1 protein-coding gene is annotated in these 1,094 nt (G+C 63.5%); it reads right to left on the bottom strand.

What is annotated here, in order from left to right:
• Positions 1 to 28 precede the first annotated feature (28 nt).
• Complete coding sequence (locus tag AB0I59_RS42045) at positions 29 to 868, bottom strand: IS5 family transposase (RefSeq protein ID WP_358142678.1); 840 nt, start codon at positions 866 to 868, stop codon at positions 29 to 31.
• Positions 869 to 1,094 lie beyond the last annotated feature (226 nt).

Here is a 1,094-nt window from a genome sequence, read left to right on the forward strand (position 1 = left end):
AGAGGGCGTTTGATTTGAACTTTTCGTCCTAGTACGTCCCTCTCCAGGTTGGTGTAGTTTCGCCGGTTACACGCTTGCTGACGTTGTCGATCATCGCAATGTGGATCATCGCTTCGGAGCTGGCGGGCAACGTCTCGTAGTCGCGGGCGAGCCTGCGGTGCAGCATCAGCCATCCAAGAGTGCGTTCGATGACCCAGCGGCGTTTGAGCACATGGAAGCCCTTCACGTCGGAATTGCGGGGGACGACCTCGGCGTCGATACCCAGGGCTGCGGCATGCTCGACGAACTGGGTCTTGAAGCCGGCATCGACCCAGGTCTTGGTAATCGTGGGATGGGCGGCTTTTGCCTGGTCAAGCACCCGGGTTCCGGCGTGGTTCTCCGAGACCGAGGCGGCGCAGACGGTCACCGCCAGGAGCAGGCCAAGCGCGTCGGTGGCGACGCTGCGTTTCCGCCCGACGATCTTCTTAGCGGCATCCGTCCCCTGCGTGGTGGTAGGCGGGTTGGTGGAGGTCTTCACACTCTGTGTGTCGATGACGGCCGCGGTCGGCTCGGCAGCGCGTCCGGCCTTCACGCGAGCCAGACCGGTCAACGCATAGTTGAGCTGCGCGAAGATGCCCTCATCGCGCCAGGCGGCGTAGTAGGAGTAGACCGTGGGGTGTGGCGGGAAGTCATGCGGCAGGTACTTCCAGGCGATCCCCGTCCGGTTCACATACAAGATCGCGTCGAAGATGTCCCGCAGGTCGGTGCGGGCTGCCTCTCCAGTCGGACGTCGGTCGAGCCGGGCTTGGCGCCAGGCGGTCAAGGTAGGTTCGATCAACGCCCAGCGGGCGTCGGAGATGTCGGAGGGGTACGCGCGTCGGGGGGTCATGCATCGACCCCTACTCCCCGTGCGCCGCGATACCCCAACATCAACTGAACACGGCGTGTCTCCCGCAAAGCTACGCCAGACGGAATCCGAGCACCCTCACCTCGCGAAATGGACACAGACGCGAGCGCGCCCTGGTTCCCGGATACGCAGATACCGTACATGCCGGGACAAATCAACCAGCGGACATGGGCGACTTCAGCTCACGAGACGCACCAAAACGCCCTCT

The sequence above is a fragment of the Microtetraspora glauca genome, assembly GCF_040656155.1.
Lineage (GTDB): Bacteria > Actinomycetota > Actinomycetes > Streptosporangiales > Streptosporangiaceae > Microtetraspora > Microtetraspora glauca.

Excerpts from the sequence above, each read along its gene's own strand:
- AB0I59_RS42045 (WP_358142678.1), bottom strand. The coding sequence starts at position 868 with ATGACCCCCCGACGCGCGTACCCCTCCGACATCTCCGACGCCCGCTGG.